Annotated in this window: 22 protein-coding genes; 11 read left to right on the top strand and 11 right to left on the bottom strand. The window is 70.7% G+C overall.

Annotation, left to right across the window (positions count from 1 at the left end):
* The 3 genes from HLH21_RS14490 to HLH21_RS14480 all read right to left on the bottom strand — a co-directional run.
* Positions 1-452: BatA domain-containing protein (locus tag HLH21_RS14490; protein ID WP_182944454.1), on the bottom strand; the 452-nt coding region annotated here is incomplete at its 3' end.
* On the bottom strand, positions 449-1,459 hold the full coding sequence (locus HLH21_RS14485; protein ID WP_343065133.1) for a DUF58 domain-containing protein: 1,011 nt from the start codon (positions 1,457-1,459) through the stop codon (positions 449-451). The genes HLH21_RS14490 and HLH21_RS14485, both read right to left, overlap by 4 nt.
* An 8-nt stretch (positions 1,460-1,467) precedes the next feature.
* Positions 1,468-2,520 carry an AAA family ATPase gene (locus tag HLH21_RS14480; protein WP_182944453.1) on the bottom strand — a complete coding sequence of 351 codons (1,053 nt, stop codon included), beginning with the start codon at positions 2,518-2,520 and terminating at the stop codon, positions 1,468-1,470.
* A gap of 168 nt (positions 2,521-2,688) precedes the next feature.
* Between HLH21_RS14480 and HLH21_RS14475 the strand changes: the two genes are divergently transcribed.
* The 6 genes from HLH21_RS14475 to HLH21_RS14450 all read left to right on the top strand — a co-directional run bounded on the left by HLH21_RS14475 (position 2,689) and on the right by HLH21_RS14450 (position 9,649).
* Positions 2,689-3,273: a DUF1285 domain-containing protein gene (locus tag HLH21_RS14475; protein ID WP_182944467.1), complete on the top strand. Its 585-nt coding sequence runs from the start codon at positions 2,689-2,691 to the stop codon at positions 3,271-3,273.
* A gap of 32 nt (positions 3,274-3,305) precedes the next feature.
* The gene (locus tag HLH21_RS14470) at positions 3,306-4,541 is read left to right on the top strand and encodes a CCA tRNA nucleotidyltransferase (protein WP_182944466.1); all 1,236 of its coding nucleotides are present in this window, start codon (positions 3,306-3,308) and stop codon (positions 4,539-4,541) included.
* A gap of 52 nt (positions 4,542-4,593) precedes the next feature.
* Positions 4,594-6,402: an ABC transporter ATP-binding protein gene (locus tag HLH21_RS14465; protein ID WP_182944465.1), complete on the top strand. Its 1,809-nt coding sequence runs from the start codon at positions 4,594-4,596 to the stop codon at positions 6,400-6,402.
* A 141-nt stretch (positions 6,403-6,543) separates the two neighbouring features.
* Positions 6,544-7,635 carry an HlyD family secretion protein gene (locus HLH21_RS14460; protein ID WP_182944452.1) on the top strand — a complete coding sequence of 364 codons (1,092 nt, stop codon included), beginning with the start codon at positions 6,544-6,546 and terminating at the stop codon, positions 7,633-7,635.
* Positions 7,636-7,643: 8 nt separating this feature from the next.
* Positions 7,644-9,242, top strand: coding sequence for a DHA2 family efflux MFS transporter permease subunit (locus HLH21_RS14455; protein ID WP_343065132.1), 1,599 nt, complete (start codon positions 7,644-7,646; stop codon positions 9,240-9,242).
* Complete coding sequence (locus tag HLH21_RS14450) at positions 9,239-9,649, top strand: NUDIX hydrolase (RefSeq protein ID WP_182944451.1); 411 nt, start codon at positions 9,239-9,241, stop codon at positions 9,647-9,649. Before HLH21_RS14455 ends, HLH21_RS14450 begins: the two co-directional genes overlap by 4 nt.
* 132 nt (positions 9,650-9,781) lie before the next feature.
* On the opposite strand, the gene HLH21_RS14445 is transcribed toward HLH21_RS14450, so the two are convergent.
* From HLH21_RS14445 to gpmI, 4 genes are all read right to left on the bottom strand, one after another.
* Positions 9,782-10,282, bottom strand: coding sequence for an RNA pyrophosphohydrolase (locus HLH21_RS14445; RefSeq protein WP_373319673.1), 501 nt, complete (start codon positions 10,280-10,282; stop codon positions 9,782-9,784).
* Positions 10,283-10,289: 7 nt separating this feature from the next.
* The gene (locus tag HLH21_RS14440) at positions 10,290-11,708 is read right to left on the bottom strand and encodes a S41 family peptidase (protein ID WP_182944450.1); all 1,419 of its coding nucleotides are present in this window, start codon (positions 11,706-11,708) and stop codon (positions 10,290-10,292) included.
* Between the two features lie 169 nt (positions 11,709-11,877).
* On the bottom strand, positions 11,878-13,230 hold the full coding sequence (locus HLH21_RS14435; RefSeq protein WP_182944449.1) for a murein hydrolase activator EnvC family protein: 1,353 nt from the start codon (positions 13,228-13,230) through the stop codon (positions 11,878-11,880).
* 38 nt (positions 13,231-13,268) lie between these two features.
* Positions 13,269-14,834: a 2,3-bisphosphoglycerate-independent phosphoglycerate mutase gene (gpmI, locus tag HLH21_RS14430; RefSeq protein ID WP_182944448.1), complete on the bottom strand. Its 1,566-nt coding sequence runs from the start codon at positions 14,832-14,834 to the stop codon at positions 13,269-13,271.
* Between the two features lie 134 nt (positions 14,835-14,968).
* Between gpmI and msrB the strand changes: the two genes are divergently transcribed.
* From msrB to HLH21_RS14415, 3 genes are all read left to right on the top strand, one after another.
* Positions 14,969-15,364, top strand: a complete 396-nt coding sequence (msrB, locus tag HLH21_RS14425; protein WP_182944447.1) for a peptide-methionine (R)-S-oxide reductase MsrB — start codon at positions 14,969-14,971, stop codon at positions 15,362-15,364.
* 49 nt (positions 15,365-15,413) lie between these two features.
* Complete coding sequence (upp, locus tag HLH21_RS14420; protein WP_182944446.1) at positions 15,414-16,067, top strand: uracil phosphoribosyltransferase; 654 nt, start codon at positions 15,414-15,416, stop codon at positions 16,065-16,067.
* Positions 16,068-16,134: 67 nt separating this feature from the next.
* Positions 16,135-16,347, top strand: a complete 213-nt coding sequence (locus HLH21_RS14415; RefSeq protein ID WP_182944445.1) for a dodecin — start codon at positions 16,135-16,137, stop codon at positions 16,345-16,347.
* A 35-nt stretch (positions 16,348-16,382) separates the two neighbouring features.
* Here the strand turns inward: HLH21_RS14415 and HLH21_RS14410 are convergent, their stop codons facing one another.
* The 4 genes from HLH21_RS14410 to carA form a co-directional block, all read right to left on the bottom strand.
* On the bottom strand, positions 16,383-17,579 hold the full coding sequence (locus HLH21_RS14410) for a threonine ammonia-lyase (protein WP_182944462.1): 1,197 nt from the start codon (positions 17,577-17,579) through the stop codon (positions 16,383-16,385).
* A gap of 33 nt (positions 17,580-17,612) precedes the next feature.
* The gene (gene greA / locus HLH21_RS14405; RefSeq protein WP_182944444.1) at positions 17,613-18,086 is read right to left on the bottom strand and encodes a transcription elongation factor GreA; all 474 of its coding nucleotides are present in this window, start codon (positions 18,084-18,086) and stop codon (positions 17,613-17,615) included.
* Positions 18,087-18,217: 131 nt separating this feature from the next.
* Entirely contained in the window at positions 18,218-21,472 is a 3,255-nt protein-coding gene (gene carB / locus HLH21_RS14400; RefSeq protein ID WP_182944443.1) for a carbamoyl-phosphate synthase large subunit, read from the bottom strand.
* A gap of 11 nt (positions 21,473-21,483) precedes the next feature.
* The gene (gene carA, locus HLH21_RS14395) at positions 21,484-22,890 is read right to left on the bottom strand and encodes a glutamine-hydrolyzing carbamoyl-phosphate synthase small subunit (RefSeq protein WP_182944442.1); all 1,407 of its coding nucleotides are present in this window, start codon (positions 22,888-22,890) and stop codon (positions 21,484-21,486) included.
* A 148-nt stretch (positions 22,891-23,038) separates the two neighbouring features.
* On the opposite strand from carA, the gene HLH21_RS14390 reads away from it, so the two are divergent.
* Both HLH21_RS14390 and dnaG read left to right on the top strand, forming a co-directional pair.
* On the top strand, positions 23,039-23,497 hold the full coding sequence (locus HLH21_RS14390; RefSeq protein ID WP_182944441.1) for a GatB/YqeY domain-containing protein: 459 nt from the start codon (positions 23,039-23,041) through the stop codon (positions 23,495-23,497).
* 7 nt (positions 23,498-23,504) lie between these two features.
* Positions 23,505-25,346 (top strand): DNA primase, encoded by a 1,842-nt coding sequence (gene dnaG / locus HLH21_RS14385; protein ID WP_182944440.1) that lies wholly within the window; start codon positions 23,505-23,507, stop codon positions 25,344-25,346.
* Positions 25,347-25,367: the final 21 nt, after the last annotated feature.

Below are 25,367 nucleotides of genomic sequence, written 5' to 3'. Positions count from 1 at the left end.
AGCGCCGGCGTCATCGGCGCGCCGGCGGCGGGGGCTTCCCCGGCCAGGCCCGGCGCGGTCGTCAGCAGGCGCGCCTGGCGCCCGGCGCGGCCCGCGCGGTCCAGCACGACGTCCAGCGCCGCGATGCGCCGCGCCCAGCCGGGGCTGGCCGCCCAGCCGTTGTCCAGGACCAGCAGCACGTTGCCCGCGGCGTCGGTGGCCGCCGCCTGGCGGTCGCGGACGATCAGCGGCCCCGCCAGCCCGACGATCAGGCCGGTCAGCGCCAGGCAGCGCAGCAGCAGCAGCCAGGGTGGGGCGGTCGCCGCGTCGGTCATGCGCGCGCGCAGGCCGCGCAGCAGCATGATGGCGGGGAAGACCTGCCGGCGCGGGGCCGGGGGCAGGGCGCGCAGCAGCAGCCAGACGACCGGCAGGATGGCCAGCGCGGCCAGCAGCACAGGGGCCTGGAAGATCATGCCCGTCCCCCCGGCCGGTCGGACAGGGCGGCGTGCAGCGCCAGCAGCGCATGTTCGGGACGCCGGTCGGTGGTGTGGCGGATCAGGTCATGGCCGGTCGCCCGGCACAGGGCCGCGATCCGCGCCTGATGGTCGGCGAAGGCGGCGGCGTAGGCGGGGCGCAGCGCCTCGGTGCCCGAAAGCAGCAGCGGGGCCTCGCCTTCCAGCCCCGCGAAGCGGATGCGGCCGGCGTAGGGCAGCGCGGCCTCCGCCGGGTCGTTGACCAGCAGCAGGTGGGCGCGGGCCGGCCGCGCCGCCAGGCCGCGCAGCAGTGTTGCGATCGTCTCGGGCGGGGCCAGCCCGTCGCTTACCAGCACGATCCGGGCATGGCGCGGCACCTGCTGCGGATGGGGCCAGCCGGGCGCGTCGGGTGCGTTTTCCAGGGCCCGCAGCAGCGCCAGCCCCAGCCGGTCCAGCGCCATGCGGCCGCCCGGCGGGATATCGACCGCGCCATCGGGGGTCAGCAGGCGCACACGTTCGCCATGGCGCAGCAGCAAGGCCCCGGCCGCCAGCGCCAGCAGGGCGGCGCGGTCGGATTTCAGCGGCAGGGCGGCCTCCGACCGCCAGCGCATCGAGGCGCTGGGGTCGCACCACAGGCAGATGGTCTGCGCGGCCTCGGCCTCGGTCTCGCGGATATAGGCGCGGCTGCTGCGGGCGGATTGCCGCCAGTCGATGCGGGTGACCGGCTCGCCCGGCTGGGCCGGGCGGAACTGCCAGAAACTGTCGCCCGGCCCCGCCTGGCGGCGACCGTGCGCGCCCGCCGCCACCGTCGCCGCGATATGGGTGGCGGCGACGATCAGCGCGGGCATGCGCGCGGCCAGCCCGTCGGCCGCGACGGGCAGGGGGGTGTCGTCGCCGCCCGCGCCGAGGGCGCCGCCCGAGCCGGGGAGGCCGGCGTCGGCGGCCGTCGTGCGCCGCGCCGCGAACAGCCGGCGCAGCCGGCCGGCCAGGGGAGATGAGGGCGTCACCCCGCCGGTCAGCCCAGGCGGCGCAGCAGGCTGTCGATCAGGTCCGGCAGGCTGCGGCCTTCGGCTCGGGCGGTGAAGGTCAACGCCATGCGATGGGCCAGCACCGGCCGGGCCAGGGCCGCGACGTCGTCGATGCTGGGCGACAGGCGCCCGTCCATCAGCGCGCGGGCGCGGGTGGCCAGCATCAGCGCCTGGGCTGCGCGCGGGCCCGGCCCCCAGGCCACGGCCTCGCGGATCGTCGGGTCGTCGGTGGTTTCGGGCCGGGCGGAGCGGACCAGGTGCAGGATGGCGTCGACCACGCTGTCGCCGACCGGCAGGGCGCGGACCAGCCGCTGCGCCTCGACCAGGTCGCGGTCGGTCAGGATGGAGCGCGGCGTGGCGTCGTCGGCCCCGGTGGTGGCCAGAAGCATGGCGCGTTCCGCCGCCGCGTCGGGGAAGCCCAGCGGGATCTGGAGCATGAAGCGGTCGAGCTGCGCCTCGGGCAGGGGGTAGGTGCCTTCCTGCTCGATCGGGTTCTGGGTGGCCAGGACGTGGAACGGGCGCGGCAGGGCGTGGTCCGTGCCGGCGATCGCCACGCGATGTTCCTGCATGGCCTGCAACAGGGCGGACTGGGTGCGGGGGCTGGCGCGGTTGATCTCGTCCGCCATCAGCAACTGGCAGAACACCGGCCCCCGGACGAAGCGGAAGCTGCGGTGCCCGTGTTCGTCCTCGTCCAGGATCTCGCTGCCGGTGATGTCCGAGGGCATGAGGTCGGGCGTGAACTGCACGCGCCGCGCCTCCAGCCCCAGCACGGTGCCCAGCGTGGTGACCAGCAGCGTCTTGCCCAGTCCGGGCGCGCCGACCAGCAGGCCGTGGCCGCCGGCCAGGATGCTGACCAGGGTCTGGTCGATGACATCGCGCTGGCCGTGGATGATGCGCCCGATCTCGGCCCGGGCGGCGCGCAGGCGCTCGCCCAGCCGTTCGGCCAGGGCGGCGTCGGCCGGGACGGCCTGTTCCGTCGGTGGGCGGGTGGTGTCCGATTCGAAATCCGTGGCGAGGGGGGTGGCGTCCGATATCGTCATATCCGCAATCTGACAGGTCTGGGGGTTTCATCAAGTGTCGGGGGTTTCATCTGGTCGGGGATGATCCCTATATCGGGGAGAGTATGGTCCAGCAGGCGGGTAACGCAGTTGACTGACGATCAGGATTCGCACTTCCGGGAGTTGCGCGTCGCGCGTGCGGGCGCGGGCATGGACATATCGCCGCCCCCCTGCGCCTCGCCCCCGTTTGTTTCGCCCGGGGCCGAAGCGCGGTCGTGCGGGCGGTTGCCGTTCGTGATCCAGCGCGACGGGACGTGGCTGTATCGCGGCACGCCCATCCGGCGAAAGCCGATGGTCTGCCTGTTCGCGTCGGTGCTGCGCCGGGACGACGAGGGGACGTACTGGCTGCAGACCCCCATCGAAAGCGGCAGCATCGAGGTCGAGGACGCGCCCTTCGTCGCGGTCGAACTGGATTGGAAGGGCTGCGGGCGGGACCAGGTTCTGTCCTTTCGCACCAATGTGGACCTGGTGATCTGCGCCGGGCCCGATCATCCGATCCGCGCCGAATGGGATGTCCCGTCCGAAGGATGCGGGATGGGGCCGGTGCCCTATCTGCATGTCCGCGACGGCGAGGGGGCCTTTGCCCTGGAAGCCCGGATCGCCCGTTCGGTCTATTACGAACTGGCGGCGCTCGCGGTTCCCGGCACCTGTCGCGGGGTGCCCTGCCTGGGGGTCTGGAGCCGCAATGTCTTCTTCCCGCTGTCGCGCCTGCCCGTGGGGGACGGCCCGGCGTGACAATGGGCGGGGACGCCGGCCTGGGCGGAGGCATGGCGGCGGACGGGTATCGCGATGACCGGCTGCTGGAGCGGCTGGCCGAGGCGTTGCCCGAGGCGCGGGCGGGGCTGGCGCGGATCTGGGCAGTGCTGCCCTGGGCGCGCCTGGTCGGCGGGGTGGTGCGCGACCTGATTGCCGGGCGGCCGGTGTCGGACATGGACATGGCGACGCCCGAGGCGCCCGACCGGGTCATGGCGGCGCTGGCCGGGGCCGGGATCAAGGTCGTGCCGACGGGGCTGGCGCACGGCACGGTGACGGCAGTGGTGGCGGGCCGCCCGTACGAGGTCACGACCCTGCGGCGCGACGAGCGGACGGACGGACGGCATGCGGTCGTCGCCTGGACCGACGACTGGCGCGAGGACGCCGCCCGGCGCGACTTCACGATCAACGCCATGTCCTGCGGGTGCGACGGGGTGGTGCATGATTATTTCGGCGGCCGCGCGGACGTGCGGGCCGGGCATGTCCGCTTCGTCGGCGACGCCGCCACCCGCATCCACGAGGATGCGTTGCGGATCCTGCGATTCTTCCGGTTTCACGCGCGCTACGGGCGGGGCGAGCCGGACGGCGCGGCGATGGCGGCAATCACCGCGCTGGCGGACGGCCTGGCGCGCCTGTCCGCCGAACGGGTCTGGTCCGAACTGCGCCGGATCCTGGCCGGCCCGGCGCTGATGCCGACCCTGGAGCTGATGGCGCAATCGGGCGTGCTGGCGCGCCTGCTGCCGGAAGGCGCGGACCGGCCGGCGCTGGAGTGCCTGCTGGCCACCGGGGCGCCGGCCGAGGCGGTGCTGCGCCTGGGCGTGCTGGCGCGGGGCGAGGCCGGGGCCCTGGCGGCGCGCCTGCGCCTGTCGCGGGCCGAGGCCCTGACCCTGTCGTCGGTCATGTCGTCGATCGGGGCGGCCCCGATGCCGGACCCCGCGATGGACGATGACGCGCGCCGTCGCCTGCTGGCCGACGAGCCGGCCGATGTCCTGGTCCGGCGGAGCTGGGTGGGGCAGGCGGCGCGGCTGGGCCGTCCGTCGGCGGCGTGGGACGCGCTGCGCCGGGACCTTGCGGCGCGCCCGCGTCCGGTCTTTCCCGTGGCCGGGCGGGACCTGCTGGCGGCGGGTGTCGCGCCGGGGCCACGGGTCGGCCAGGCCCTGGCGGAGGTGCGCGCCTGGTGGATGGCGGGGGGGTGCCGGGCGGACCGGAAGGCGTGCCTGGCGCGCCTGGAGGGGGCCGCCACCCCATAAGGCGTGCGGCATGGCGCTTTGCTTTGCCACGGCCGCGTTGTTAAAGGGCAGCATGAACGTCATTCCGCCCACGTCCCCCCCCATCCGCGCGGCGGAACCGACTGCCCGTCCGGCCCCCGTGCCGGATCGCAGCACGGCGCTGCTGCGTCGCCTGTGGCGCGACGAGGCGCGGCGTCATCGCGGGCGGATCGTCTCGGTCATCGGGCTGACGGTGCTGATGGCGCTGCTGACGGGGCTGTATCCGCTGGTGATCCAGCGGGCGCTGGACATGTTCGCCGCCCACGATCCGCGCATTCTCTACCAGGTGCCGGCGCTGGTGCTCCTGATAACCACCGCCAAGGCGCTGTCGCAATACGGCCAGACGGTGGCGGTGCAGAACCTGGTGCTGATCGTGATCCGGGGCCTGCAGGGCACGATGTTCGCGCATCTGGTCCATACCGACATCTCGCGCATCGAGCGCGAGGCCCCGGCGCAGTTGAGCGCGCGCTTCACGACCGACGCCGTGTCGATCCGCGAGGCGATGATCCGTGCGGTCAATGCGCTGGGCGACGTGGTGACGGTGGCCGGCCTGGTGGTGTCCATGTTCTACATGGACTGGGAGCTGAGCCTGATCGCCGCCGTGCTCTATCCCGTGGCGGCCATTCCCATCCAGCGGCTGGGGAAGAAGGTGCGCCGCGCCTCGGGCGGCATGCAGGAACGCATGGGCGAGACCTCGGCCCTGCTGACCGAGAGCTTTTCGCAGGCGCGGACCGTGCGGGTCTATCGCCTGGAACGGAACGAGGCGGCGCGGGTGGCGCACACCCTCGACCTGCTGCATCAGGCGCTGCTGCGGATCGCGCGGGGGCGCGCGCGGGTCGATCCGGTGCTGGAGGTCCTGGGCGGGGCGGCGGTCGCCGCGGTGCTGGGGTTCGCGGGGTGGCGCGCGGCACTGGGCGGCGCGACGCTGGGCGATTTCTCGGGCTTCGTCGCGGCCCTGTTGCTGGCCTCGCGGCCGCTGCGGGCGCTGGGTTCGCTGAACGCCGCCTTGCAGGAGGGGCTGGCGGGGCTGGAGCGGATCTTCGCCATCATCGACGAGCCGCCCGAAATCACCGAGGCCGCCCAGGCCCGCGCCCTGCCGCCGGGCGAGGGGCATCTGCGCTTTGACGCCGCGTCGTTCGTCTACCCGGACGGGCGGGTCGGGCTGAACGGCCTGACCTTCGAGGCCCGGCCCGGCCTGACGGTGGCGCTGGTCGGCCCGTCCGGGGCGGGCAAGTCCACGGCCCTGTCGCTGATCCCGCGCCTGCATGACGTCAGCGGCGGGCGGATTTTGCTGGATGGCGTCGATCTGCGCGCGCTGCGCCTGTCGGACCTGCGGGACGCCATTGCCTATGTCAGCCAGGACACCCTGCTGTTCGACCTGACGGTGATCGAGAACATCCGCATCGGCCGCCCGTCGGCGACCGAGGCGGAGATCCGCGCGGCCGCCCGCGCGGCGGCGGCCGAGGGGTTTATCGACGCATTGCCCGAGGGGTTCGGCACCCGCGTCGGCCCCGGTGGCCAGCGCCTGTCGGGCGGCCAGCGCCAGCGGGTGGCCCTGGCGCGGGCGCTGCTGCGCGATCCGCGCGTCCTGCTGCTGGACGAGGCGACCAGCGCCCTGGACAGCGAGAGCGAGGCCCTGGTCCAGGACGCGCTGGCCAGCCTGCGCAAGGGGCGCACCACCATCGTCGTGGCCCACCGCCTGTCCACCGTGCGGTCGGCGGACCTGGTGGTGGCGATGGCGGACGGGCAGGGCGTCGAATGCGGCACCCATGCCGAACTGATGGAGGCCGACGGCCTGTATGCGCGCATGGTCCGCACCCAGGCATTTTCAAACGCGCCCTGAAAACGGGGCCTGCGGGGCGATCTTTAGTGCCGGAGAGGACGGGGGGCGGTTGATGCGTCCTGTTCTTCGTGCCATGAATTGACCGACCCGTTCGGTCATTTGACCGGGCCGGCGGCATGATTGGGAAGCAAGAGGAACCGTATGGCCGAGGAAGAAGGCGCGACACCGGCCGGCACGCCGGACGAGCCGCGCAAGAAGAAAACCAACCCGATGCTTCGGATCGGGCTGGTGGGGTTCCTTGCGGTCGTGGCCGTGGGCGCGGGTACCTACTGGTTCCTGACCCGCCATGATGTCGAGACCGACGATGCGTTCACCGCCGGCCGCGCGGTGACGATCGCCCCGCATGTGCGGGGCTACGTCACCGAACTGCTGGTGAACGACAACCAGTTCGTGCATGCGGGCCAGTTGCTGGCGCGGATCGACGACCGCGATTATCGCGCCGCGCGCGACCGCGCGGCGGCGGCGGTGGACCTGGCGCAGTCGCAGGCCGCCGGAACACGCTTTGCCCTGCTGGTGGCGCAGAAGAACTTCCCCGGCCAGTTGCAGGTGGCGCAGGGGCAGTTGCTGGCGGCGCAGGCGCAGCAGTTCAGGGCGGAGACCGATTATCGCCGCCAGCATGCGGTCGCCCGCGCGGCGACGACGCAGCAGGACATCGACTACGCCGCGGCCGCCTTGCAGGCCGCGAAGGCCGGGGTGGCCGAGGCGCAGGGCCGCCTGCAGGTGGCCGAGCCAGTCGAGGCCAATATCTCGGACATCGGGACGCGGGTGGGGCAGTATGATGCCCAGACCGCGCAGGCCAGGGCGGAACTGGCGCAGGCCGACCTGAACCTGGGCTGGACCGAGATCCGCGCGCCGCATGACGGCTGGATCTCACAGCGCAATATCGAGCGCGGCAGCTTCGTCAACGAAGGGCAGTCGCTGTTCTCGGTCGTCGAGCCCGAGGTCTGGGTCATCGCCAACTACAAGGAAACGCAGCTGGCGCACATGCGGCCGGGGCAGAAGGTCGATATCGCGATCGACGCCTACCCGTCGCTGGACCTGAAGGGACATGTGGATTCGATCCAGCTTGGCACCGGGGCCACCTTCAGCGCCTTCCCGCCCGAGAACGCGACGGGCAACTATGTGAAGATCGTCCAGCGCGTGCCGGTGAAGATCGTGATCGACGAGGGGCTGCGCGCCGACCTGCCGCTGTCGCTGGGCCTGTCGGTCGAACCCACGGTGCATACGAAGTGAGTGCGGCCGTGGCCGGGACCGACGCCGCCCCGGCGGGGCAACCCCCGGTGGAGCAGCCATGGAAGCCCAAGTACAACCCGTGGCTGATCGCGGTCATCGTCACGGTGTCGGCGTTCATGGAAATCCTGGACACGACCATCGTCAACGTCTCGCTGCCGCATATCGCCGGCAGCCTGTCGTCCACCTATGACGACGCGACCTGGACGCTGACCTCGTACCTGGTGGCGAACGGCATCGTGCTCACCATCTCGGGCTGGCTGGGCAAGCTGCTGGGGCGCAAGCGCTATTTCATCATCTGCATCTTCATGTTCACGGTGTCGTCCTTCCTGTGCGGCATTTCGGGCAGCCTGTCTGAACTGATCGTCTTCCGGCTGATGCAGGGGTTTTTCGGCGGGGGGCTGCAACCGAACCAGCAGTCCATCATCCTGGACACGTTCCCGCCGGAACGGCGGGCGGCGGCGTTCGGCCTGACCGCGATCGCGACCATCGTCGCCCCGGTGATCGGCCCGTCCCTGGGCGGCTGGATCACCGACAATTATTCCTGGCGCTGGATCTTCTTCATCAACGTGCCGGTGGGCCTGCTGGCGACCTTCGCGGTGTCGGTCGTCGTCGAGGACCCGCCCTGGGCGCTGAAGCAGAAGGCCCCGCTGGACATCGTGGGCATCGGCCTGATCGCCATCGGCTTCGGCTGCCTGGAGGTCGCGGTCGACCGGGGCGAGGACGAGGACTGGTTCGGCTCGGACATGATCCGCACCATGGCGGTGCTGGCCTTCCTGGGCATCGGCGGGGCGGTCATCTGGCTGCTGAAGACCAAGCGCCCGGCGGTGGACCTGCGCGTGTTCAAGGACCGTAATTTCGCGACCGGCACATTGCTGATCGGCGCGGTGGGGGCGTTGCTGTACGCCGCCGCGATCATCGTGCCGCAATACGCGCAGCAGGTCATGGGCTATAGCGCGACCCTGTCCGGGCTGATCCTGTCGCCGGGCGGCGTGGCGGTCATCTTCCTGATCCCGCTGGTGGGGCGGGCGATGAAATACATGACCCTGCGCGCATTGATCGCGCTGGGGTTCTTCTTCATGGGGATGGCCCTGTTCTGGTCGGCGCAACTGGTCCCGGCGCTGGATTTCCGGCACCTCGTCCTGTTCCGCATGAGCCAGACCGCCAGCCTGGCCTTCCTGTTCGTCCCGATTTCCACCATCACCTACGCGACCCTGCCGCGCGAGTTGAACGCCGATGCCTCGGCCCTGTTCAGCATGGCGCGCAACGTCCTGGGGTCGATCGCCATTTCGGGTTCCACGGCGATGCTGACCGAAATCCGCCAGGCGCATCAGACGCAGATGGTCCACTGGATGACGCCGTTCCATCAGCCGTATGTCGATTATCTGGCGCGGGCGCGGCAGGTGGCGTCGAACCGTGGCGTCGCCTCGACGGCGCTGGACGCGGTGGCGCAGCACCGGCTGTTCGTCGAATATACCCGCCAGATCTCGATCCTTGCCTATAACGAGGTGTTCATGATCCTGGGCATCGGCGCGTTCCTGGTGGTGCCGTTCTGCTTCCTGCTGTCGCCGATCCGCGGGGGCAGCAAGAGCCCGGGTGGGGGGCATTGAGCGACCGGGTGATCCGGGTCGTCTCCGCCGCGATCGTGCGGGCGGGCGCGCTGTTGCTGGTGCGTAAGCGGGGCACGGCGGCCTTTATGCTGCCCGGCGGCAAGGCGGAGGCCGGCGAGTCCGAAATCGAGACCCTGGCGCGCGAACTGGACGAGGAACTGGGCTGCCGCCTGCAGGGCGACAGTCCGGGGCTGCTGGGCCGTTTCGAGGCCCCGGCCGCCAACGAGCCCGGATTCATCGTGCGCTCGGCCGTCTATCGCGGCGTGCTGGACGGCGCGCCCGAGATCCGGGCGGAAATCGCGGAGATGTGGTGGTTCGACCTGGCGCTGGACCCGCCGCCGGGTGGACCGGTCCTGGCGCCGCTGTTGCGCCAGCATGTGCTGCCGGCGCTGAAATCCGGCCTCTGAACAGCGTCGGGCGTTGCCCGAACCCACCAGGGCCTGAGACCCTGGACCCCGATCAAAGATAAAACGACTGGGTTTCCAAAGGGCTGGGCCCTTTGGCGGGTTTCAGGGCAGCGCCCTGAGGCTGCCGCCGGCTCAGCCGGTGGCGTATCGGGCGAAGTCGCGGATCAGGGTCCGGTAGATCTCGCGCTTGAAGCCCACGTTGCGGTCGGCCAGCGTCGGCAGGTCCACCCACTGCCACAGATCGAATTCCGCGGGCTGGTGCGTGTCCAGCCGGATATCGGCATCCGTGCCCAGGAAGCGCAGGGCGAACCATTTCTGCGTCTGCCCGCGATAGCGCCCGCCCAGCGCCCGGCCAAGCAGCGCCGGCGGCAGGTCGTAGGTCAGCCAGTCGGGATGCGCGCCCAGGATGACGGCCCGGTCGGTGCCGATTTCCTCGTGCAGTTCGCGCAGCACCGCCTGTTCGGGCTGTTCGTCCGCGTCGATCCCGCCCTGGGGACATTGCCAGACGCCCTGGTCGGGCGGCCCGCCGGCGCCTTCCATGTCCGTGCGGCGGGCGATCAGCACCCGCCCGGCCGCGTTGAACAGCATGGCCCCGACATTGCGGCGATAGGGCAGGGGCGTCATCCCGGTCATGCCAGCGTCAGTCGTTGCGCGGCGCGGTGTGGAGCATGGCCTGGGCCGCCACGGGATGATCGGCCATGGCGCGGACGATCTTCAGCCCCTGCTGGAGCTGGAAGTCGGTCGCGGGCTTGGTGGGGTCGAAGGAAGGCCAGTTGGCGGGCGGCTGGTCGGGAATGGACGTGGCCATCACCGGCATGTCGGTCCGCGCGGGGGGCTTGGCGGTGTTGCCGCCCTGGTTCTTGATGATGTGGGCCAGGTCGGCTTCGCGGATGCTGTAGCCCGGATCCTCGCGCGTTTCGCGCACCGCGACGTCGGGCACGATGCCCAGGCCCTGGATCGACCGGCCCGAGGGCGTGTAGTACCGCGCGGTGGTCAGGCGCAGCGCGCCGTTGCCCGGAATGGGCAGGATGGTCTGGACCGATCCCTTGCCGAACGATTTCTCGCCCACCAGGATGGCGCGCTGATGGTCCTGCAAGGCGCCGGCCACGATTTCGCTGGCCGAGGCCGATCCGCCATTTATCAGCACCACCATGGGCAGGCCGCCGGTGATGTCGGCGCCATGGGCGTCCCAGCGCTGGCTTTCCTGGGAATGGCGGGCGCGGGTGGACACGATCTGGCCGTTGCGGATGAAGTCGGAACTGACCTCGATCGCCTGGTTCAGCAGGCCGCCGGGGTCGGACCGCAGATCCAGCACCAGGCCGGCCAGCTTGCCGTGCGACTGGTCCTTCAGCTTGCGGAACGCGGCCTCCAGCCCCGGACCGGTTTCCTCGTTGAACTCCGAGACGCGGATATAGCCGATGGTGTCGTACAGCGCCGAGCGGATGACCTGGATATGGATGATCGCCCGGGTCATGGTCACGGTGATGGGCTTGGGCGTCTTTTCACGGATGATGGTCAGGGTGATCTTGGTGTCCGGCTTGCCGCGCATCCGCTCCACCGCCTCGTCCTGCGGCAGGCCGTCGATGTTCTTACCGTCGATGGCGACGATATAGTCGCCGGGCTTGATGCCCGCGCGGGCCGCCGGCGTGTCGTCGATCGGCGAGACGACGCGGATGTGATTGTCCTCGCCATGAATCTCCAGCCCCAGACCGCCGAATTCGCCCTTGGTCCGGGTCTGGAGGTCGGCGTACTGTTTTTCGGTCATGTAGGAGCTGTGCGGGTCCAGGCCGCTCAGCATGCCGTTCAGCGCATTGACGATCAGGTCGCGGTTGGAGACCGGATCGACGTAGTTCGCCTTCACCTGTTCCAGGACATGGCCGAACAGCGACAGCAGGCGATAGTTCTCGGCGGGCGAGTCGCTGTCTTTCGCCAGGCTCTCGGCCAGGGCGTGCGAGGTGATTTCGCCGTTCCAGGGGCCGGAGAAATGCGCGATCTGCGGCCCCGCCGCGATGCCTGCCAGAAAGGCGGTTCCAAGCAGCAGGCCGGTGCGGAACTTCATGCCGTGTCGTCTCCTGAGTGCCGGCCGTGCCGGATATCGCTGTCGGCCTGCATGCCGTGCGGCATAGGTGGCGCAAGGAAAACCGGACCCGAGGGGAGCCGCTTATCCGTCATCATCCGATGATCTTATACCGAACTTGGTTCAAGCGAAAACTGTCCAGAGAAGCCGTCTAGAGAAACGGGGCCGGGTCGATCGCCGTGCCGCCGTGGCGCAACTGCACGAACAGGGTCGGCCGGCCGCCCTGGCCCGTCCAGCCGGGCATGCGGCCGACGGGTGCGCCCCTGGCCAGCGTCTGCCCGGTGGAGATGGCGAGCGCGCCCAGCCCCGCCAGCACGAAGCGGTAATGCCGCCCGCAATCCACGATGGCCATCTGCCCGTACGACCGGAACGGCCCGGCGAAATCGACCTGTCCGGCGCAGGGGGCCCGCACGGTGGCGTCCGATGGCGGGGCGTAGGTGATGCCGGTGGCGGGTCCGGCCTCGGTGCCGCTGCCCCAGGCGGTGACGATGGCGCCCGGCACCGGCGCGCCGCGTCCGGCGGGCGTGCCGGCCGGGGGGGCCGTCAGGCCGGGGCCGGGCCCCTGGGCGATGGCCTGCGCGCGGGCGTGGGCGGTGGCGGCCTCGTCGGCGCGGTGGGCGCGGGCGGCCTGCTGCGCCGCGCGTTCCAGCCGGTCTTCGGCGGCCTGCTCCAGCGCCTCGATCCGGGCGACGGCGTCCTGGAGGCTGGAGGCCTGGCGCGCGGCGTCCTCGACCTGCCGGTCGGCCAGGGTGGCGGCGGAACTGGACTGGCGCTGGGCGGCGCGCGCGCGCTGGGCCGCGCCGGCCACGATGTCGCGCTGGGCGGCCTGTTGCTGCCGCAAATCCGCCAGGCGCGCGCCCTGCCGCGTCAGGTCGTCGTCCAGCCGGGCCAGTTCGGCGCGCCGGAGGCGAATCGCCCCGGCCTGCTGCTCCAGCCGCGCCGAGAGGCCCCGCACCACCAGCAGGCCGGTGATCGCGCGGTCGGGCGGCAGGGGGGCGGCCAGCAGCGTATCGGCGGGATAGCGCGCCAGCCGCGCCGCCAGCGGCAGGGTGGGTGCGATGTCCGCCGAATCCCGGTCCAGCGCGGCGCGCAGACGGGCCTGTTCGGCCTGCAGGGCGGCGACCCGGTCGGCCAGGTCGGCCGTCCGCTGTTCGGTGTCCTGCAACCGGGCGGTGGCGTCCACGGTTTCGGCCGACAGGGCGGCGGCGCGGGCGATGTCCTGCCGCGCGCGCGCCTGGGCGGAGTTGCGCGCCTCGGTGCGGGCCTGCAGGTCGCGGGCCTGCTGCTGTTGCCGGGCGATCAGGGCCTGTTGCTGCGCGCGGGCGCGTTCGACTTCGCGCCGTGCGGCACTGGCGGCGGCGTCCGCGCGGGGTGTCGCCGCATGGCCGGACGGATGGTGGTTGGCGGCCGCGTGTGCGGGGGCGCGGCGGGCCGTCCCGTGGGACTCGCCCCACGCCGGGGCGCCGAGGGCGGGCAGGCAGGCGGCCAGCAGGCAGGCCGGCAAGGCGGGACCCGCCGGCCCGGCCGGACGACGGCGGCGGTTCAGGATGCCCGCTTCTCGCCCAGCAGCGAGGTCCCGGTCATCGCGGCCGGCTGCGGCAGGCCCATCAGGGCCAGCAGCGTCGGCGCCAGGTCGGCCAGTCGCCCGTTATGCAACCGTGCCTCGGGCACCCCGGTCAGCACCACCGGCACGACGTTGAGCGTGTGGGCGGTATGTGGGCCGCCGGTCGCGGGGTCGAACATCGTCTCGGCATTGCCGTGATCGGCGGTGACCAGCAGGGCGCCGCGCTGGCGATGGATGGCCTCGACCAACTGCCGCAGCCCCCGGTCCACGGCCTCGACGGCCTTGACGGCGGCGCTGAACACGCCGGTATGGCCGACCATGTCGGGGTTGGCGTAGTTCAGGACGATCAGGTCGTACTTGCCGCTCTCGATCGCCGCCACGGCCTTCGCCGTCAGTTCCGGGGCCGACATTTCGGGTTGCAGGTCATAGGTCGCCACCTTGGGCGAGGGGACCATGATCCGGTCCTCGCCGGGCAACTGGTCTTCCTTGCCGCCGTTCAGGAAGTAGGTGACGTGGGGGTATTTCTCGGTCTCGGCCATGCGGAGCTGCCGCCGCCCGGCGCGCGAGACGACCTCGCCCAGCAGATCGTCCAGCGACTGCGGGGGAAAGAGCACGCCGATCAGCGCCGCCAGCCGGTCGCTGTAGCGCGTCATGCCCACCGCGGCGGCGAAATGAATCACCTGCTCGCGGGCGAATCCCTCGAAATTCGGCTCCAGCAGCGCGTCCAGCAACTGGCGGATGCGGTCGGCGCGGAAATTGAAGGACAGGATGCCATCGCCGTCCTTCATGCCGGCATACGGCCCGATGACGGTGGGCGGCAGGAATTCGTCGGTGACGCCCTCCTTATAGGCGGCGTCCAGCACCGCCAGCGGATCGTCGCCGTGCGGCCCCCTGGCCGAGACGATGGCGTCATACGCCTTCGTCACGCGGTCCCAGCGCCGGTCGCGGTCCATGGCGAAATAACGGCCCGAGACGGTGGCGATGGCAACCGTATCCGGCAGGTCCGCGCGCAGGCGCGCGAGATAGTCCCGGCCCGAATGCGGCGGGGTGTCGCGGCCGTCGGTGAAGACGTGGAAGGCCACCGGCACCCCGGCCTCGACCAGGATTTTGGCCAGCGCCACCGCGTGGTCCTGGTGGGCATGCACGCCGCCGGGCGAGACCAGGCCCATCAGGTGGCAGGTGCCGCCGCTGGCTTTCAGCGTGGCGATGAGGCCGGTCAGCACCGGATTGGCCGCCAGGCTGCCGTCGCGGATGGCGCGGAAGATGCGCGGCAGTTCCTGCATCACCACCCGGCCCGCGCCGATATTGAGGTGCCCGACCTCGGAATTGCCCATCTGCCCGTCCGGCAGCCCGACATCCTCGCCGCTGGTCTTGAGGAAGGCGCGCGGCCCCTCCTGCCACAGCCGGTCGAAGCCCGGGGTGTAGGCGGCGTGCACGGCGTTGTCCGACACGTCTTCCCGCCATCCGAAACCATCGAGGATGGCCAGCATGACGGGGCGCCGGGCCTGCGGAGCGCCCTGGGTGGAGGAAATCTGGTCGGACATGGGTATTCTCTCCCGTGATTTTGTCGTCCATGATGGCACCAAACGACGGACTTGCGAAATGTCTTGTCGATACAAACGTGCGATGGGTGGTGGATGCCCGCCATTTTTCCACCGACCATGCGGGAGACAGGCAGATGGAACAGGATAAGCCGGGCTGCGGCGCGGGATGCGCCGTCCTGACGCCCGAGCAGGTTCGCGTGATGCGCGAGCACGGGACCGAACGTCCGGGCTCCAGCCCCCTGAACGATGAGAAGCGTGCCGGCCTGTACCGGTGCGCGGCCTGCGGGACGCCGCTGTTCCGGTCCGAAACCAAGTATGAAAGCGGCAGCGGCTGGCCATCCTATTTCGACGCGCTGCCGGGGGCGGTCGAGACCACGGTGGACACCAGCCACGGCATGGTCCGCGTCGAGGTGCATTGCGCGTCCTGCAAGGGGCATCTGGGCCATGTCTTTCCCGACGGGCCGCGTCCGACCGGGCAGCGTTACTGCATGAACGGCGTGGCGCTTGATTTCGTACCCGATACGCAATAGCCCGGATACGCAATAGCCGTGCCGCCCGGCCTGATCTAGAAGGGGTGCCATGACCGAACGAAAGACATCCCACCCTTCCTCCGTGGTCGTGCTCGACCATCCGCTCGTCCAGCACAAGCTGACGCGCCTGCGCCAGAAGGAGACCTCCACGGCGGGGTTCCGGCGCCTGACGCGGGAACTCAGCCTGCTGATGGCCTATGAGGCCACGCGCGACCTGCCGCTGGAAACGGTGGAAATCGAAACGCCGCTGGAATGGACCCACGGGCATCTGCTGTCGGGCAAGAAGCTTTGCCTGGTGTCGATCCTGCGGGCCGGCAACGGGATCCTGGACGGGATGCTCGACCTGGTGCCCGCCGCCCGCGTGGGGCATATCGGCCTGTTCCGCGATCCGGCGACGCTGGAGCCGGTCGAATACTACATGAAGCTGCCCGAGGATATCGGCGAGCGCGTCTGCATCGTCGTCGATCCGATGCTGGCGACCGGGCACAGCGCCGCCGCCGCGATCGACCGGCTGAAGCACGCGGGCGCCCGGCAACTGGTGTTCGTCTGCCTGCTGGCGGCCCCCGAAGGGGTGGCGTTCCTGTCGAAGGCGCATCCGGACGTGAAGATCGTCACCTGTTCGATCGATCGCGAACTGGACGATCACGGCTATATCCGCCCCGGCCTGGGCGATGCCGGCGACCGCCTGTTCGGCACCAAATAGGCAGCCGCGCCGGAACCGGCGCCGCCGGGCATCGTTTCCCGTTCCACAGGATCGGGGGAGAAAAACGATGTCCGGCCATGTCTATAAGGTTCTCGAACTGGTCGGGTCGTCGCCCGACACGATCGAGGGCGCGATTTCCAACGCCCTGGCCCGCGCGTCCGAGACGCTGCATTCCCTGCGCTGGTTCGAGGTGGTGGGAACGCGCGGCCATGTCGTCGATGGCAAGGTCAGCCATTATCAGGTCACGCTGAAGGTGGGCTTTACCCTCGACGAAACCTGAGCGGGCGGCCAGGCAGGCGGGCGGCGCCCCGCGTTTCAGACCCGTCGGACGATGTAGGTCTTCGACAGCTCGCCCATGATATCGAGGGCGTGCGACGGGTCGCGGGCTTCGATCATCACTTCCAGTTCCGCCGCCTGGACGCTGGGGGCGGTGAACAGGCGCTGGTGCGAGACCTCGATGATGTTGCCCCCGGCCTCGCCGATGGTGCGCGAGATATCGGCCAGGATGCCCGGCCGGTCGGGGATTTCCATCTTCAGGCACAGCAGCCGCCCGTCGCGCAGCAGCGAGCGCAGCAGGGTGTTGGCCAGGATGCGGCTGTCGATATTGCCGCCGGTCACCGGCAGGGCGACCCGTTTGCCCTGGAACAGTTCCGGATAGGTCAGCACGGCCGCCAGCGCGGTGGCGCCCGCGCCCTCGCTGACCTGCTTGGCGCCCTCGGCCATCAGCGTGATCGCGTCCTCGACCGCGCGTTCGGGCACCACCAGCACGCGCGAGACATGCTGGCGGATGACCTCTAGCGGCTGGCGGCCGATCTGCAGGACGGCGATGCCCTCGGCGATGGTGGCGCCGCCGGGCGGCATGACCTCGTCGCCGGGAAAGGCGGACAGGGACGAATGGCTTTCGACCTGCACGCCCACGATGTCCATGCCCGGCCGAAGGGCGGCCGCCGCGACCGCGCAGCCCGACAGCAGGCCGCCGCCGCCGATCGGGCCGACGAACATGTCCAGCGGCCCGGCATCCTCGAACAGCTCCAGCGCGAAGGTGCCCTGGCCGGCCATGACCGCCGGATCGTCATACGGGTGGACGAACACGCGTCCCTCGCGCTGGCACAGGGCGTTGGCGTGGGCCGTGGCCTCGGCGAAGCTGCTGCCTTCCAGCACCACGCGCGCGCCCCAGGCGGCGGTGCGCGTCACCTTGGCGGCCGGGGTGAAGCGCGGCATCACGATCACCGCGTCGATCCCCAGCAGGGCGGCGTGGCGGGCCACGCCCTGGGCGTGGTTGCCGGCGGAGACGGTGATGACGCCGCGTTCGCGCTCGGCCGGGGTCAGCAGCGCCAGCTTGTTGGCGGCGCCGCGTTCCTTGAACGACCCCACCGCCTGCAGGTTGTCGAGCTTGAGCACGACATCCGCGCCCGTCGCCTTCGACAGGGCGTGCGACGGCACGGTGGGCGTCCGCAGGATGCGCCCCTCGATGCGGGACGCGGCCGCGCGAACGTCGTCCAGGGTAATCATGCCCATGTCCCCAGCATTGCCTTGTCCGTGTCCTCAGCCGTAGGTGACGGCCAGGATCTCGTAGGTTCGATCCCCGCCGGGGGCCGGGACGGACACCGAATCACCGATCCGCTTGCCGATCAGGGACTTGGCCAGCGGCGAGGAAATGGACAGCAGGCCCTGCTTGATGTCGGCCTCGTGCACGCCGACGATCTGGTAGGTCGCTTCCTTGTCGGTTTCCTCATCGACCAGGCTGACCTGGGCGCCGAATTTCACCTGGTCGCCCGACAGGGTCGCCGGGTCGATCACCTCGGCGGCCGAGACGATGTCCTCCAGTTCGAGGATGCGGCCCTCGGTGAAGGACTGGCGTTCGCGCGCGGCGTGGTATTCGGCGTTTTCGGACAGGTCGCCATGGCTGCGTGCTTCCGCGATCGCACGGATGATGGCCGGGCGTTCCTCACTCTTGAGCCTGCGAAGTTCTTCTTCCAGCCGCTGCAGGCCTTTGCCTGTCATCGGAAATTTCTGCAAGGCGCATCCCCGGGTGAAGGTCAGTCATGCGACTGACTTGAAAAATTGCCACAAGAGCATCCCGCATAGACCGAGCACGCCGGGGCAGGGGCCGGAGGACCGGTCCCCGCCCCGGCGTCGGTGCGGTACGCTCAGAACGATCCGCTAAAGTAGGATTGAAGGGGCGCGACTTCAAGCGGTCCTTCCCGCATCGCCGAAATCGCGTGGGTCGCGGCCCGCGCCCCGGCGATGGTCGTGAAATGCGGAATGCCCAAAGTCAGGGCCGAACGGCGGATGTCGAAGCTGTCGGTGACCGACTGCGCGCCCTGGGCGGTGTTGATGACCATCTGCACGTCGCCCGAGCGGATGGCGTCCACGCAGTTCGGCCGGCCTTCCAGCACCTTGTTCACCACCTTGACCTCGACGCCTGCGTCGCGCAGGCGCTGGGCGGTGCCGCGGGTGGCCAGGATGGTGAAGCCCATGTCCACCAGGCGGCGGGCCAGCGGAGTCGCGGCCGTCTTGTCGCTGCCGCGCACCGACAGGAACACCACGCCCGACAGCGGCAGGCGCACGCCGGCGGCGAGCTGCGACTTGGCGAACGCGCGCTCGAACGAGGCGTCCAGGCCCATGACCTCGCCGGTCGAGCGCATTTCCGGGCCGAGGATCGTATCGACGTTGGGGAAGCGGTTGAAGGGGAACACCGCCTCCTTCACCGCGACATGCGGGGCGACGGCGCGGTCGTCCAGGCGGAATTCCGCCAGCTTCGCACCCGCCATGACCCGCGCGCCGATCTTGGCGACCGGAACCCCGGTGGCCTTGGCGACGAACGGCACGGTGCGCGAGGCCCGGGGATTGACCTCCAGGACGAAGATCTCCTGGTCCTTGATGGCGTACTGGACGTTCATCAGCCCGACGATGCCCAGTTCGCGGGCCATCGCCTCGGTCTGCGCCTTCAGCTCGGTCACGATGGCGGGCGACAGCGTATAGGGCGGCAGCGAGCAGGCGCTGTCGCCGGAATGGATGCCGGCTTCCTCGATATGCTCCATCACCCCGGCGACATAGACGCCGTGGCCGTCGGCGATGCAGTCCACGTCGGCCTCGATGGCGTCGTTCAGGTAGCGGTCGATCAGGACGGGGCCGGAGGCGATGTCGTGGCCCGCCAGTTGCAGCGCCACGCGCATGTAGCGTTGCAGGCTGGCGCGGTCATGGACGATTTCCATCGCCCGGCCGCCCAGCACGTAGGAGGGACGGACCACCACCGGGTAGCCGATGCGCTCGGCCACATCCTCGGCCTCGGCCGGGCTGCGGGCGATGCCGTTGTCGGGCTGGCGCAGGCCCAGCCGGTGCAGCATCTGCTGGAAGCGTTCGCGGTCCTCGGCGCGGTCGATGGCGTCGGCGGGCGTGCCCAGCAGCGGAATGCCCGCCGCCTCCAGCGCGCGGGACAGCTTCAGCGGCGTCTGGCCGCCATATTGCACGATGCAGCCCAGGACGGTGCCCGCCGCCTGCTCGCGCCGGATCAGGGCGATCACGTCCTCGGCGGTCAGCGGCTCGAAATACAGCCGGTCGGACGTGTCATAGTCGGTGGACACGGTTTCCGGGTTGCAGTTGACCATGATGGTCTCGAACCCGGCCTCGCGCAGGGCATAGGCCGCATGGACGCAGCAATAGTCGAATTCGATGCCCTGGCCGATGCGGTTGGGCCCGCCGCCCAGGATGACGATCTTCTGCCGGTCGGTCGGCCGGCTTTCGCATTCCGGCACGCCGAACCCGCCTTCGTAGGTCGAGTACATATAGGGCGTGGCCGAGGCGAATTCGCCGGCGCAGGTGTCGATCCGCTTGTAGACCGGGGTCACGGCCAGGCGGTCGCGCAGGGACGCGATCTCGGCGGCGTCGGTGCCCGACAGGCGCGCCAGTTGCACGTCCGAGAAGCCCAGCGCCTTCAGCCGGCGCAGGGAATGCGCGTCCTCGGGCAGGCCGTCGCGGACGATGGCGTGCTCGGCCGCCACGATCTTCTGCAGTTCGCGCAGGAACCAGGGCTCGAACCGGCAGGCGGCCTGGATTTCCTCGATGCCGAGGCCGGCGCGCAGGGCCTGGGCCGCCATCAGGATCCGTTCCGGTCGGGGCTGCGACAGGGCGGCGCGGAAGGCGTCCGGGCCGCCATCGCCGGGGGCCTCGACCGGGTCCAGGCCGGTCAGGCCGGTTTCCATCGACCGCAGCCCCTTCTGCAGGGCCTCGGGGAACGAGCGGCCGATGGCCATCGCCTCGCCCACCGATTTCATGCTGGTGGACAGCAGGGCCGGGGTGCCGGGGAATTTTTCGAACGTGAAGCGGGGGATCTTCACGACGACATAGTCGATCGTGGGTTCGAACGAGGCCGGGGTGGAGCCGGTGATGTCGTTGGCCAGTTCGTCCAGCGTATAGCCCACCGCCAGCTTCGCCGCGATCTTGGCGATGGGAAAGCCTGTCGCCTTGGACGCCAGCGCGGACGAGCGCGAGACGCGGGGATTCATCTCGATGACGACCATGCGGCCGTCGGCGGGGTTGACGCCGAACTGGACGTTCGACCCGCCGGTATCGACGCCGATGGCGCGCAGGCACGCCAGCGAGGCGTCGCGCATCCGCTGGTATTCCTTGTCGGTCAGCGTCAGCGCCGGGGCGACGGTGATGGAGTCACCGGTATGCACGCCCATCGGGTCGATGTTCTCGATCGAGCAGACGATGATGCAGTTGTCCGCGCTGTCGCGGACGACCTCCATCTCATACTCCTTCCAGCCCAGGACCGATTCCTCGATCAGGACTTCGGTGGTGGGCGAGGCGTCGAGGCCCGAGGCGACGATCTGGTCGAATTCCTCGCGGTTATAGGCGATGCCGCCGCCCGAGCCGCCCATGGTGAAGGACGGGCGGATGACCGACGGCAGGCCGATCTGCTCCAGCGCCGCGCGGGCTTCGTCCAGCGTATGGGCGATCAGGCTGCGCGGGCTTTCGATGCCGATCGCGTCCATCGCCTCGCGGAATTTCTGCCGGTCCTCGGCACGGTCGATGACCTCGGCGTTCGCGCCGATCAGTTCGACGCCCTGCGCCGCCAGGAAGCCCGACTTGTCCAGCGCCATGGCGGTGTTCAGCGCCGTCTGGCCGCCCATGGTGGGCAGGATGGCGTCGGGCTTTTCGCGCAGGATGATCCGCTCGACGAATTCGGGGGTGATCGGTTCCACGTAGGTGGCGTCCGCCAGCCCCGGATCGGTCATGATCGTCGCCGGGTTGGAGTTGACCAGGATGACCCGGTACCCTTCCTCGCGCAGCGCCTTGCAGGCCTGCGCGCCGGAATAGTCGAATTCGCACGCCTGGCCGATGACGATCGGGCCGGCGCCGATAATCAGGATGGATCTGATGTCTGTCCGTTTGGGCATGGGCTCGGCTTTCAGGCGGTCGGGGTGGTGCGGTCGATCAGGGCGACGAAGCGTTCGAACAGGTAGAAACTGTCCGACGGGCCGGGGCTGGCCTCGGGGTGGTACTGGACCGAGAAAGCCGGCAGCCGGTCCGAGGCGAGGCCTTCGTTCGATCCGTCGAACAGGCTGGTGTGCGTCACGCGCACGCCTTCGGGCAGGCTGGCCTCGTCCACTGCGAAGCCGTGGTTCTGGCTGGTGATCTCCACCCGGCCGGTGGACAGGTCCTTGACCGGCTGGTTGGCGCCGCGATGGCCGCGCGCCAGCTTGTAGGTCCGTGCGCCCAGCGCCAGGGCCAGAAGCTGGTGGCCCAGGCAGATGCCGAAGACCGGCTTGCCGGCGTCCAGCACGCCCCGGATGGCCGGCACGGCGTATGCGGCGGTCGCCGCCGGGTCGCCGGGGCCGTTCGACAGGAACACGCCCTCGGGGTCGTGGGACAGGATTTCCGCTGCCGTCGCGGTGGCCGGGACGATGGTCACGTCGCATCCGGCGCTGACCAGGCAGCGCAGGATGTTGCGCTTGGCCCCGTAATCGACCGCGACGACGCGGCGGCGACGCGCGGGCGGCGCCTGCGTGCCGTGCGGCCAGGTCCAGGTGCCCTGGTCCCAGGAATAGGCGGCGGCGCAGGTGACGTCCTTCGCCAGGTCCATGCCCTCCAGCCCCGGCCAGGCGACGGCCCGCGCGCGCAGGTCGTCCAGGTCGAACAGACCGTCGGCGGGATAGGCCAGGATGGCGGTCTGCGGTCCGCCGGCGCGCAGGCGCAGGGTGAGGGCGCGGGTATCGACGCCGCAGATGCCCGGCACCCCCTGCGTGGCCAGCCAGGCGCCGAGCGGCCGGGCGGCGCGCCAACTTGCGGGTTCGGTCAGGTCCTGCTTGACCACCAGGCCCCGGGCGGCGATGCGCGCGGCCTCGTCGTCCTCGTCATTGGTGCCGACATTGCCGATATGGGGGAAGGTGAAGGTGATGATCTGGCCGGCGAACGACGGGTCGGTCAGTGTTTCCTGATACCCCGTCATGCCGGTGGAAAAGCACAGCTCGCCGATCGCGGCGCCCTGGGCGGGTGTGTGCGCGCCGAATCCGCGCCCCCACAGGACGGTGCCGTCCGCCAGGACCAGGGCGGCGGTGGCGCCGGCCGGCGGCGCGGCGCTGGGGGCGGAAGGGGGGGAGGCAGTCATCTGGGTCTCCGCTCGGTCGGACGCGCTGTCGGGTTGCAGGTCGGAAAGGGCCAGGCCGGTCTGGCGCAGGATGACCGTCCAGTGCTTGGGTGGAATCGCACGGGCCTGTCGCCATTTGCGGATGGCTTCGGTGCTGACGCCGGCCAGGCGGGCCGCGTTGTCCGCGCCGCCCAGGCGTTCAATGATGTTTTCAACCGTCATCGGCATGGAGAATTTTTCCTTCCGGGATTATCTCCTACCAGCGTCCGGAGGGGCTGGGAAGAAAATTCCCACCCGGTTTCGGACGGAAGATGTGGGAAGAATATTCCGCGCGGGCGGTCCCACCGGCCGCCGGATTTGCAGGAGATACGGGATCATGTCGCTGCGCGCGCGTTTCATGGATGACCTCAAGGCGGCGATGAAGGCGGGTGACGCCGGGCGCGTCGGCACGCTGCGGATGATTTCGGCGAAAATAAAGGATGCCGACATCGCCGCCCGGCCCCGTGGTGTGGACAAAATCGACGATGACGAGGTGGTGGCCGCCCTGCGCGGCATGATTAAGTCGCGCGTCGAATCGGCCACGCTGTACCGCCAGGGCGGCCGGGCCGAACTGGCCGAGAAGGAGGAGGCCGAGATCGCGACGATCCGCGCCTACCTGCCGGCCGAACTGGATGCGGCGACGCTGGAGGCGGCGGCGCGCGAGGCGATCGCCGGCGTGGGCGCCACGGGCATGAAGGACATGGGCCGCGTCATGGCCGAGCTGAAGACCCGTTTCGGCGCGGTGCTGGATGCCGGCCGCGCCAGCGCGGTGGTCAAGTCCCTGCTGGCCGCCTGACGCGGCCTTGGCCCTCGATCCCGCCTTCCTGGAGGAGCTTCGCGCCCGCACGCCCATCGCCTCGGTGATCGGGCGGCGGACGAAGCTGGCCCGTTCGGGACGGAACTGGAAGGCGTGCTGCCCTTTCCACGGGGAAAAGACGCCCTCTTTCTATGTCTATGACGATCATTTCCACTGCTTCGGCTGCGGCGCGCATGGCGACGTCATTTCCTTCGTCATGCAGAGCGAAGGCCGTTCGTTCCCCGAGGCGGTCGCCGAACTGGCGGGCGAGGCCGGGCTGGAGGTGCCGCGCCCCGGCCCCGCCCAGCGCCAGGCCGAGCAACGCTCCAGGACCCTGTCCGATGTGCTGGAGGCCGTGCAGGCCGCGTGGGCCCGGCGCCTGCACGCGCCGGAGGGGCGCGCGGGCCTGGCCTATCTGCGCGACCGGGGGCTGACCGACGAGACGATCGCGGGTTTCGGCCTGGGCTGGTCGGGCGACGGGCGGGGCGGGGTGCTGGCCGAATTGCAGGCGCAGGGCATCGCGCCCGGCCTGATGGCCGAGGCCGGGCTGATGCGGCTGGACGAGGACGGGCGGCCGAAGGGCGAATTGTTCTTCAACCGCGTGACCTTTCCGATTCGCGACCGGCGCGGCGCGCTGGTGTCGTTCGGCGGGCGGATCCTGGGCGACGGGCAGCCGAAATATCTGAACGGCCCCGAGACCGCGCTGTTTTCCAAGCGGCGGACCCTGTTCGGACTCGATCGTGCCCGGACGGCGGTGCGGGCGGCCCGCCCACGGGGAGCGCCGCCGGTCGAGCTGGTGGTGGTCGAGGGGTACATGGACGTCATCGCCCTGCACCAGGGCGGCTTTCCCGGCGCCGTGGCGCCGCTGGGCACCGCCCTGACCCCCGAGCAGATGGAGGCCCTGTGGCAGGTGTCGGCCGCGCCGGTCCTGTGCTTCGACGGCGACGCGGCCGGGCGGCGCGCGGCGGTGAAGGCGGCGGAAACCGGGCTGCCGCTGCTGGACCTGAACCGGACGCTGCGCTTCTGCGCCCTGCCGGAGGGCGAGGACCCGGACAGCCTGCTGCGCCGCCAGGGCGGGCGGGCGGTCGCGACCCTGCTGGAGGGCGCCCGGCCGGTGGGCGAGGTGCTGTTCGACCTGCTGACCGAAGGCGTGCGCGATCCGGGGCCGGAACAGCGCGCGGCGCTGCGTCGCCGCCTGACCGAGGCCGCCGCCCTGATCGGCGACAAGGGGCTGGCGGCGGAATATCGCAGCACCCTGCTGGACCGGTTCTTCGAGACCTTCCGCCGTCGTCCCGGCCAGGGGGGGCGAGGGGGCAAGGGCGCGGGCGCCGCGCCGCGCCCGGTCCGGATCGCGGAACGCCCGCCGCTGGACGCGCAGGCGACGATGCATGAGCGCATGCGTATCCTGACCGCCATCCTGCTGCGCCATCCGAACCTGCTGCCGGAGGTCGAGGACGCCTATTGCCGGCTGGACCTGCCGGCGGGGCTGGCGCGGGTGCGCGCCGGGCTGATGGACCTGGCGGCCGCCGGCGACCTGCCGGATGCGGGCGCGCTGGCCGCCGGCCTGGACGCGGCCGGCCTGCGCGACGAACGCGAGGCCGCGCTGGCCACCCAGCCGATGCCGCTGTCGGTGAGCGCGCCGGACAGCCTGATGGACGTTGAGGTCGGCCAGGAATGGTGGCATTTCTACGCGCTGCTGAATGTCCGGCAGTTCGGCGAGGACATCCGCGCCGATACCGAGCGCCTGTGCACCGGCACGCTGGACGAACGGGCCTGGAGCAGCCTGCGTACGCGCCTGCTGGCGTGGGAGGCCCTGCGGCGCGGCGAAATCGACCCGGACGCAGGCTGAGGTTTTTCGTGCCGCGGGGCG

The sequence above is a fragment of the Gluconacetobacter johannae genome (assembly GCF_014174305.1).
Lineage (GTDB): Bacteria > Pseudomonadota > Alphaproteobacteria > Acetobacterales > Acetobacteraceae > Gluconacetobacter > Gluconacetobacter johannae.
Note: the sequence above shows the minus strand (reverse complement) of the source record. Positions and strands in the feature narration are given on the sequence as shown.

Bases quoted from the DNA above. Each gene is read 5' to 3' on its own strand.
- HLH21_RS14410 (WP_182944462.1), bottom strand. From the start codon at position 17,579: ATGATTACCCTGGACGACGTTCGCGCGGCCGCGTCCCGCATCGAGGGG.
- carA (WP_182944442.1), bottom strand. From the start codon at position 22,890: ATGCCGATGACGGTTGAAAACATCATTGAACGCCTGGGCGGCGCGGAC.
- msrB (WP_182944447.1), top strand. From the start codon at position 14,969: ATGGAACAGGATAAGCCGGGCTGCGGCGCGGGATGCGCCGTCCTGACG.
- gpmI (WP_182944448.1), bottom strand. From the start codon at position 14,834: ATGTCCGACCAGATTTCCTCCACCCAGGGCGCTCCGCAGGCCCGGCGC.
- HLH21_RS14460 (WP_182944452.1), top strand. From the start codon at position 6,544: ATGGCCGAGGAAGAAGGCGCGACACCGGCCGGCACGCCGGACGAGCCG.
- HLH21_RS14440 (WP_182944450.1), bottom strand. From the start codon at position 11,708: ATGAAGTTCCGCACCGGCCTGCTGCTTGGAACCGCCTTTCTGGCAGGC.
- HLH21_RS14470 (WP_182944466.1), top strand. From the start codon at position 3,306: ATGGCGGCGGACGGGTATCGCGATGACCGGCTGCTGGAGCGGCTGGCC.
- HLH21_RS14480 (WP_182944453.1), bottom strand. From the start codon at position 2,520: ATGACGATATCGGACGCCACCCCCCTCGCCACGGATTTCGAATCGGAC.
- upp (WP_182944446.1), top strand. From the start codon at position 15,414: ATGACCGAACGAAAGACATCCCACCCTTCCTCCGTGGTCGTGCTCGAC.
- HLH21_RS14390 (WP_182944441.1), top strand. From the start codon at position 23,039: ATGTCGCTGCGCGCGCGTTTCATGGATGACCTCAAGGCGGCGATGAAG.
- HLH21_RS14415 (WP_182944445.1), top strand. From the start codon at position 16,135: ATGTCCGGCCATGTCTATAAGGTTCTCGAACTGGTCGGGTCGTCGCCC.
- carB (WP_182944443.1), bottom strand. From the start codon at position 21,472: ATGCCCAAACGGACAGACATCAGATCCATCCTGATTATCGGCGCCGGC.
- HLH21_RS14475 (WP_182944467.1), top strand. From the start codon at position 2,689: ATGGACATATCGCCGCCCCCCTGCGCCTCGCCCCCGTTTGTTTCGCCC.
- HLH21_RS14445 (WP_373319673.1), bottom strand. From the start codon at position 10,282: ATGACCGGGATGACGCCCCTGCCCTATCGCCGCAATGTCGGGGCCATG.
- HLH21_RS14465 (WP_182944465.1), top strand. From the start codon at position 4,594: ATGAACGTCATTCCGCCCACGTCCCCCCCCATCCGCGCGGCGGAACCG.